The sequence below is a fragment of the Mycobacterium sp. E3305 genome (genome assembly GCF_001666785.1).
Lineage (GTDB): Bacteria > Actinomycetota > Actinomycetes > Mycobacteriales > Mycobacteriaceae > Mycobacterium.
The window spans coordinates 1-7,690 of sequence record NZ_LZJA01000038.1; the positions used below are offsets into that span (position 1 = coordinate 1).

Sequence of the window (7,690 nt, forward strand, 5' to 3'; positions counted from 1 at the left end):
CCGGCGCCGCCGAGGCCGAATTGTTGGGATCGGGAGCGCGGCCGGGACGGTTCGCTTGCATACGGATGCAGACCATCGCCCGAGGGCACACGCGAAAGGAAAGACCATGAAGTTCAGGGCCCGCGCGCAGCACGACCCGGCGCTCAACCAGCAGGCCGCCGCCGTGGCATCGGAGATCCTGCGTCAGCCGGTCGAGGCGGCCACGCGATGCGAGCAGACGTCGACCAAAGCCATGCAGATGTATCCGTCGGGCGGGGGCGAGGTGAATTGGCGAAGCGTGCCCAACGGCACCGGCCTACCGAAGAGTTTCATCCTGGCCGTCACCGCGTCTGGCGTCTACGCGCTCGAAGACAAGCAGCACCGTGGCGTCCTGGTGCCCGGCAACGTGCTCAAGGCGTGGGATCGCTCGGGCTTTCGGGCCCAGGCCGGCAACGACGTGGCGGCCAGGGCGCGCGGGCTGGCCGACGACCGGCAGATCATCACCCTGTGGCTGCCGATCGACGGCGACAGCGGCCGGGTGGCGCAGCAGATCGCCGCGCAGCGCGCGGCTTCCGGTCAGCGCATCCCGGGCCTGCCGCACGCCTTCGTCATCGCCAAGGACGAGTCGGGCCAACGCATCATCGACGCACTGGGCGCGGCGGCGGCGCCCCAAGGTGCCGGGCCGAACATCGTCATCGGCGGCCGGCGGCTCGAAGACATCGTCGCGAGCGCCGCGCCGCAACGCCCGGCCGCCGAGCGCCTGCGGGAGCTCGAGGAGCTGCGCGCGACCGGGGCGATCACCGACGCCGACTACACCCGCAAGCGGGCCGAGATCATCGCGGCGATCTGAGTCGCCAGTGCCGGCGGGCGCGGACCCGCGGGCGCCGCCAGACCGCGGCACGTCGTTGCGCGGGGCGCGCGGTCAACCCCGGCTATGCCCGTGCTGTTGCTCGTTTCCTAGCGCCACGACGAGATCGGCGAAGTCCATGCCCACCGACCGCCTTCATGTGCCCCTGACGGCGGCTACGCCTTGGCGATGCTCACCCGGACGCCGTCGCCGATGTCGACGCCGTCGGCCGGCTCACCGAATTCGAAACGGGTGGCAAGGATCTCGCCGGCGATCAGGTCGCGGTGGGTGCGCGCCCAGTCGGCCCGCTCCGCGGGCACCGACATCACCACCGAGATCCGGTCGGACACGTCCAGACCGGTCGACTTGCGCAGCTCCTGCAGTTCGCGGATGCGGTCCTTGGCCCAGCCCTCCGCCTCCAGCTCCGGTGTCACGGTGCCGTCCAGCACCACCAGTCCAGCCCCGTCGGGCAGCGCGGCAGTGAACTCCGGGTCGGCGGCGACCAGCCGCGAGCTGTATTCCTCGGGCAACAGCACCGCGGGTCCCGCGGTCAGCGTGCCGTCGGGGTTGACGACACCCTCCCCCGCCTTGACCGCCTTGATGGCGGCCTGCACGTCCTTGCCCAGCCGCGGCCCGGCCACCCGGGCGTTGACCGTGAGCTCGAAGGAGCCGTAGGTGTCGATCGCGTCGGTCAGCTCGATGCTCTTGACGTTGAGCTCATCGGCGATCAGATCGGCGAACGGCTCCAGTCTGCGCGGATTCTCCACTGCCACAATCAACCTCGGCAACGGCAGGCGCACGCGCAGCTTCTTGGCCTTGCGCAGCGACGACGCGGCCGAGCACACCTCGCGCACCTGGTCCATCGCGGCGACCAGGCCGGGGTCGGCGGGCAGCGCTTCGGCGTCCGGCCAATCGGTGAGATGCACCGAGCGCCCGCCGGTGAGGCCGCGCCAGATGATCTCGGTGACCGACGGGAGCAGCGGCGCGGCCAGCCTGGCCGTCACCTCGAGCACGGTGTGCAGGGTGTCGATGGCGTCGGGGTCCTCCTCCCAGAACCGCGAACGCGACCGTCGCACATACCAATTCGTCAACGCCTCGGTGAACTGACGCAGGTGCTCGCAGGCCCGGGAGATGTCGCAGCCGTCCATTTCGCGGGTGAGGTCGTCGCGTAGCTCGGCGAGCTTGGCCAGGATGTAGCGGTCCAGCGCCTGCCGCGAATCGGTGCGCCAGGTCCCGACTTTGGGCGCGTAGAGGGCCAGGAAGCTGTAGGCGTTCCACAGCGGCAGCAGGACCTGGCGCACGCCCTCGCGGATGCCCTGCTCGGTGACGATCAGGTTGCCGCCGCGCAGGATCGGCGACGCCATCAAGAACCACCGCATGGCATCGGAGCCGTCGCGGTCGAACACCTCGGACACGTCCGGGTAGTTGCGCAGCGATTTGCTCATCTTCTGGCCGTCGGAACCCAGCACGATGCCGTGCGCGACACAGGTTTTGAAGGACGGCCGGTCGAACAGCGCGGTGGCCAGCACGTGCAGCGTGTAGAACCAGCCGCGGGTCTGCCCGATGTACTCGACGATGAAGTCGCCGGGATAGTGGCCGTCGAACCAGTCGCGATTCTCGAACGGGTAGTGCACCTGGGCGTACGGCATGGAACCCGAGTCGAACCACACATCGAGCACGTCGGGGATGCGCCGCATGGTGCTGCGACCGGTCGGGTCGTCGGGATTGGGACGGGTCAGCTCGTCGATGTAGGGACGGTGCAGGTTGGTGGGCCGCACCCCGAAGTCGCGCTCCAGCTCGTCGAGGCTGCCGTAGACGTCGATGCGCGGGTAGGCGGGGTCGTCGGACTTCCACACCGGAATCGGGCTGCCCCAGTAGCGGTTTCGCGAGATCGACCAGTCGCGGGCACCCTGCAGCCACTTGCCGAACTGACCGTCCTTGACGTGTTCGGGGTACCAGGTGATCTGCTGATTGAGCTCCACCATGCGGTCGCGGAATGCGGTGACCGCGACGAACCACGACGACACCGCCCGGTAGATCAGCGGGTTGCGGCAGCGCCAGCAGTGCGGGTAGGGGTGCTCGTAGGTTTCGTGGCGCAGCAGCACGGCGCCGTTGGCGGCCGCCGGTCCGCTGCCATTCTTCAGGTCGCGGATGATGTGCGGGTTGGCGTCAAAGACGCGCTGCCCCTGGTAATCCGGCACCGTGGCGTCGAAGCGGCCCTTGGCATCGACCGGTGTCACCGGCACGATGCCCACCTTGTCGGTGGTGGCCATGTCGTCCTCGCCGTAGGCCGGGGCCATGTGCACGATGCCGGTGCCGTCCTCGGTGGTGACGAACTCCCCGGGCAGCACCTGAAAAGCCTTGGGACTGTCCATGAAATACGGGAACGGCGGAAGGTAGCGCGTGCCCAGCAGGTCGGCGCCGGAGTAGGTGCCCAGGATCTCGGGCTCTTCCCCGAGCTCGCGCGCGTAGGCGGCCAGCCGCGGCTGCGCCAGCACGAACCGATGGTCGCCGGAGCGGACCTCGACGTAGGTGACGTCGGGGTTGACGGCGACCGCCAGGTTCGACGGCAGGGTCCACGGCGTCGTCGTCCACACCAGCAGGTGCGCGCCGTCCAGCGCGCCGCCGACCACCTTGAACCCGACCGTCAGCGCCGGGTCCTGCCTGCTCTGGTAGACGTCGTCGTCCATGCGCAATTCGTGGTTGGACAACGGGGTTTCGTCGCGCCAGCAGTACGGCAGGACGCGGTAACCCTCGTAGGCAAGCCCCTTGTCCCACAGCTGCTTGAACGCCCAGATCACCGATTCCATGTAGGGCAGATCGAGCGTCTTGTAGTCGTTGTCGAAATCGACCCAGCGGGCCTGACGGGTCACGTACGCCCGCCACTCGTCGGTGTAACGCAACACCGACGCGCGGCACGCGTCGTTGAACGCGGCGATCCCCATGTCGTCGATCTGCGACTTGTCGTTGATCCCGAGTTGGCGCTCGACCTCGAGTTCGGCGGGCAATCCGTGCGTGTCCCAGCCGAACCGGCGCTCCACCTTGTAGCCGCGCATGGTGCGGTACCGCGGCACGATGTCCTTCACGTAGCCGGTGAGCAGGTGCCCGTAGTGCGGCAGCCCGTTGGCGAACGGCGGGCCGTCGTAGAAGACGTATTCTTCGGCGCCGTCGCGGCGGGCGATGCTGGCGCGGAAGGTGTCGTCCTGCGCCCAGTAGTCGAGGACTTCCAGTTCCAGAGCCGGGAAGTCGGGCGCGCCTTCCGGCTTCGGGTAGGCCTTGACGTCAGCGTTCTCGGTCACGTGGTGCGTCGTCTCCTGTGCCTCAGTGCCGCCCGGCACTGGTAGGGCCTAATGGGGACGACGACGCGCTGTCTGCGCGAGCGCCGCGGTACCACCCCGCTTGCCACGCCGTCGCGTGGCCGCTCGTTGGAAGGCTGTGACGGGCCCGCCCGTTCGGTTCTACTGAGCCGGCCAGGGAAAGCAGCCGGCTGTTCTTCCGAAGGCTCCCCGGTGATGCCGGATCGACGCCGATGCCCGATTCTACTCAGGCGAAGGACCCCAAGGGGCTACCTGGCCTCAGGAAACACCTGCGGCCGGGTAGCCCCTTGGAGCCCTGGTTGGTCGCTGCCCATGGGAATCAGGCCTGGATTTCGAGCACACCGGCCCGCAGCAGCGCCGCGTACAGGTGGCGCAGCGGGATGCTCAACAGCCGGGTGGCGCCCTCCACCAACGGGTCGCCCGCGAGAACGGGCTGCGGGTTGCCCCGGCGGGTGGCCTTCTTGGGCGCGGGGGCCCGAGTCGTCTCGACGTCGCGCACCACCGTCAACTTGCGGGCGGGCGCTACGGTTACCACTTCGTCGTACAGAGCTGCGGTCATGGTCGTCTCCTGACGGGTTCGAACGGGGGACTGATTGGATGGACGTGCCCCGTCCCGTAGCGGTTCCGATCCCAGAACGCTTGGCCGATAAGCCAGTTAGCGTTTGCGACGCCTCAGCCGAGGACGCCGTGCCGGAGACCGGATCGGGACGAGACGGAGTTCGGACTTCGATCCGGACTATCGCTGGAACTCATGTGTCCCTCACCTCCTCGCGGTCACGACGCGCGCGGAGCGTCCGCACACGATTTGCGCGCAGCATGAGGAGCAGAAACCCGACGACCGTCGGCGATCCGCACCCCTCTCGTCAGAGCTTTGGCACCACACGACGTGTCCGGTTGTCCGGAAGCCACCTGGGCTCAACCCTTAAGCCGGGAGGAGCTGTCCTGACCCGGGGCGTCTTTCGACGTTCGGGGTCAGTGGCCTGTATTCGTGTAGACGCCTCACCTAACGAGGTGCATACCCGACCGATAATGCACGACGGGTCCGGTGGGGTCAAACTCATCGGCGCGGGGTTGCGCAATCTTTACGATTCTGCGCGGCAGCCGCACAGGTTTTTGCCAGTATCACTCCCCTGACCTGGACGTACGACGCGGCCGCTGGACATCTTTTGTTCATTTCCGGTTTGCCGGTCGGCTCGTGGCGGCCGGCAAGGCCGGGCGCGGACGCGCGTGCGTCCCGGGCGGAGGCCGTCGGCGTGTCGCCGCCGCGGGCGCACGCCGAAAGCCGTGGGCGCACTCGCGAAACGGCGCCGGCGGGCGTCACCGCTCGATCAAGCCCTCGAGCCGCCCGATGGTGTCGATGAACTCCTCGACCATGTCGAGCACCACCGTTCGCGCGGGGCGAACCCGGTCGAGCGAGCCGACCACCTGGCCGACGAAGTAGGTGGCCAGCTCGCGCGCCTTGGCCCCGGGGTGCGCGGCCGCGGCGTTGATGCGCACCTGCGGCTCGGTGACCAGGGCGGTCTGCAGCGGCATGCCGAGCGGGTCGGGCTTTTCCGGGCGGTCCCATTCGTCGGTCCAGGCCGTGCGCAGCATCCGCGCCGGCTTGCCCGTCATCGATCGCGATCGCACGGTGTCCGACGAGGTGGCCGCCAGGAACTTGTCCCTGACCACCGGCGGCGTCTCGGCCTCTTCGGTGGTCAGCCACACCGACCCGCACCAGACGCCCTCGGCGCCGAGGGCCAGGGCCGCCGCGATCTGGCGGCCGCGGGCGATGCCGCCCGCGGCGAGAACGGGGACCGGCGCCACCGCGTCGACGACCTCGGGCACCAAGACCATGGTGGCGACCTCGCCGGTGTGCCCCCCGGCCTCGGTGCCCTGCGCGACGATCAGGTCGACACCGGCGGCCGCGTGCCGTTGGGCGTGCCGCGTGGTGCCGGCCAGCGCGGCCACCAGCACGTCGCGGTCGTGGGCGCGTTCGACCAGGTCCGCCGGGGGTGGGCCGAGCGCGCTGGCGATCAGCCGGATGCGGTGGGCGAACGCCACCTCGAGCAGCGGCTCGTAGCCCTTCGGCGAGATGTTGAGGCCGCCCGCGGAGCCGCGCGACTCCTGGGGCGGCGCGGTGATCCCGTAGCGGGCCAGGATGTCGTCGACGAACGCGCGGTGCTCCTCGGGCAGCCGCGCCCGCACCTGTGCGGCGTCGATGCCGCCCTCGTCCGCGCCGACGTACTTGGGCGGCAGCAGCAGGTCCACCCCGAAGGGCTTGCCGCCGGTCTGCTCGGAGATCCAGGTCAGTTCGCTCTCCAGCCGCTGGGGGCTGTGCGCCACCGCGCCGAGGACGCCGAACCCGCCCGCATTGGTCACCGCGGCCACCACGTCGCGGCAGTGGCTGAACGCGCAGATCGGAAACTCGACGCCGAGCATTTCGGCGACTCTGGTACGCATTGCCCGACGCTAAAGAGCCACCGATCGATATGTCAATCGACGACGGCTTCCGCGGGCGACCGGCCGTCCGGCGGCCAGCTGGACACCCCCTCTTCGAGCGGGACCTGCAGGCTCTGCAGGATCGACGAGACCATCCGCCACGCGCCGATCGCGGTGACGAGCTCGATGAGAACCGTTGTGTCGCCTTGCAATTCACGCTCGCAGGCCGCCCAGCTCCCGGCGCTCACCGCCCCGTCGCGCACCACGTCGTCGGTGGCGGCCAGCACGGCCCGTTCGGCGGGCCCGAACCCGTCGTGCGCCTGCCAGTCGCGCACGCCGACGAGGTCGTCGGGGGCCACGCCGAGCCGGGACGCGACCCGCCAGTGCTGCGTCCACTCGTAGTCGCAGGCGGTGAGCCAGCCGATCCGCATGATCACCAACTCGCGCAGCCGCGGGTCGAGCGCGCCGTGCCAGAGCATGGTGGCGAGCAGGTCGTTGATCGCGCGCGCCAGCTGCGGGTGATTCAGCAGCACCTGGAAGATGCTCAGTTCGGCCATGTAGTTGGGCACGGCCGCTTCGTCGGCGGCGGCCGTGGCTTCGTCGAGCGGCAGTTTGGGCACGCGAGCTGTTGTCATGGTGAACACTTTCGTGTGCTGGCGGGACACCGTCACGATCATCGGTCATGGTAGTCAGGCTTCGCCCCGACGTGGCCCGAATGCCGGGCATTGCGCTCGTTCGCGCGAAAACCCTTGCCGCTCTGACGTTTACAGCAGGCCGAGCAGTTGCAGGTCGGTGACGTACTTGACGATCACCGGCGCGGACACGTGCGGGATGTCCGGTTCGTCGCCGTCCTGGCCGATCTTGGCCTCCCGCACCGCGGCGCGGAACCGATCGGCGGGGGCGAGTGGACCGCGGGCCGGCTCCGCGGGCTCGACCTGCTGCGCGCCCGGCAATGGCAGCAGCGGCAGCACCGAGTGGTGGCGTTGCCGCTCCGGCAACTCGCGCAGCGCGGCCTCGAACCGTCGCAGCCACTCCCCGAAGTCGTCGACGCGCTCGATCGGGTAGCCGGCCTCGATCAGCCAGTCGACGTACTCGTCGATGCCGATGCCGTCGTCGTGCGGGTTCA

Annotated in this window: 6 protein-coding genes and 1 riboswitch; of the genes, 1 reads left to right on the plus strand and 5 read right to left on the minus strand. The window is 69.4% G+C overall.

Going from position 1 to position 7,690, the window contains the following annotated elements:
- Nucleotides 1-106: 106 nt before the first annotated feature.
- The gene (locus A5701_RS28455) at nt 107-829 is read left to right on the plus strand and encodes an SHOCT domain-containing protein (RefSeq protein WP_067749032.1); all 723 of its coding nucleotides are present in this window, start codon (nt 107-109) and stop codon (nt 827-829) included.
- A gap of 173 nt (nt 830-1,002) precedes the next feature.
- Here the strand turns inward: A5701_RS28455 and ileS are convergent, their stop codons facing one another.
- The 5 genes from ileS to A5701_RS28460 all read right to left on the minus strand — a co-directional run.
- Nucleotides 1,003-4,125 carry an isoleucine--tRNA ligase gene (gene ileS / locus A5701_RS04335; protein ID WP_067749042.1) on the minus strand — a complete coding sequence of 1,041 codons (3,123 nt, stop codon included), beginning with the start codon at nt 4,123-4,125 and terminating at the stop codon, nt 1,003-1,005.
- Between the two features lie 337 nt (nt 4,126-4,462).
- The gene (locus tag A5701_RS04340; protein WP_067749036.1) at nt 4,463-4,702 is read right to left on the minus strand and encodes an Rv1535 family protein; all 240 of its coding nucleotides are present in this window, start codon (nt 4,700-4,702) and stop codon (nt 4,463-4,465) included.
- Between the two features lie 289 nt (nt 4,703-4,991).
- Nucleotides 4,992-5,161, minus strand: a riboswitch (M-box (ykoK) riboswitch).
- 299 nt (nt 5,162-5,460) lie between these two features.
- Complete coding sequence (locus A5701_RS04345; protein WP_067749039.1) at nt 5,461-6,585, minus strand: nitronate monooxygenase; 1,125 nt, start codon at nt 6,583-6,585, stop codon at nt 5,461-5,463.
- Between the two features lie 32 nt (nt 6,586-6,617).
- Nucleotides 6,618-7,199, minus strand: a complete 582-nt coding sequence (locus A5701_RS04350; protein WP_067749045.1) for a carboxymuconolactone decarboxylase family protein — start codon at nt 7,197-7,199, stop codon at nt 6,618-6,620.
- A 129-nt stretch (nt 7,200-7,328) separates the two neighbouring features.
- On the minus strand, nt 7,329-7,690 hold a 362-nt coding region (locus A5701_RS28460; RefSeq protein WP_197504917.1), incomplete at its 5' end, for a hypothetical protein.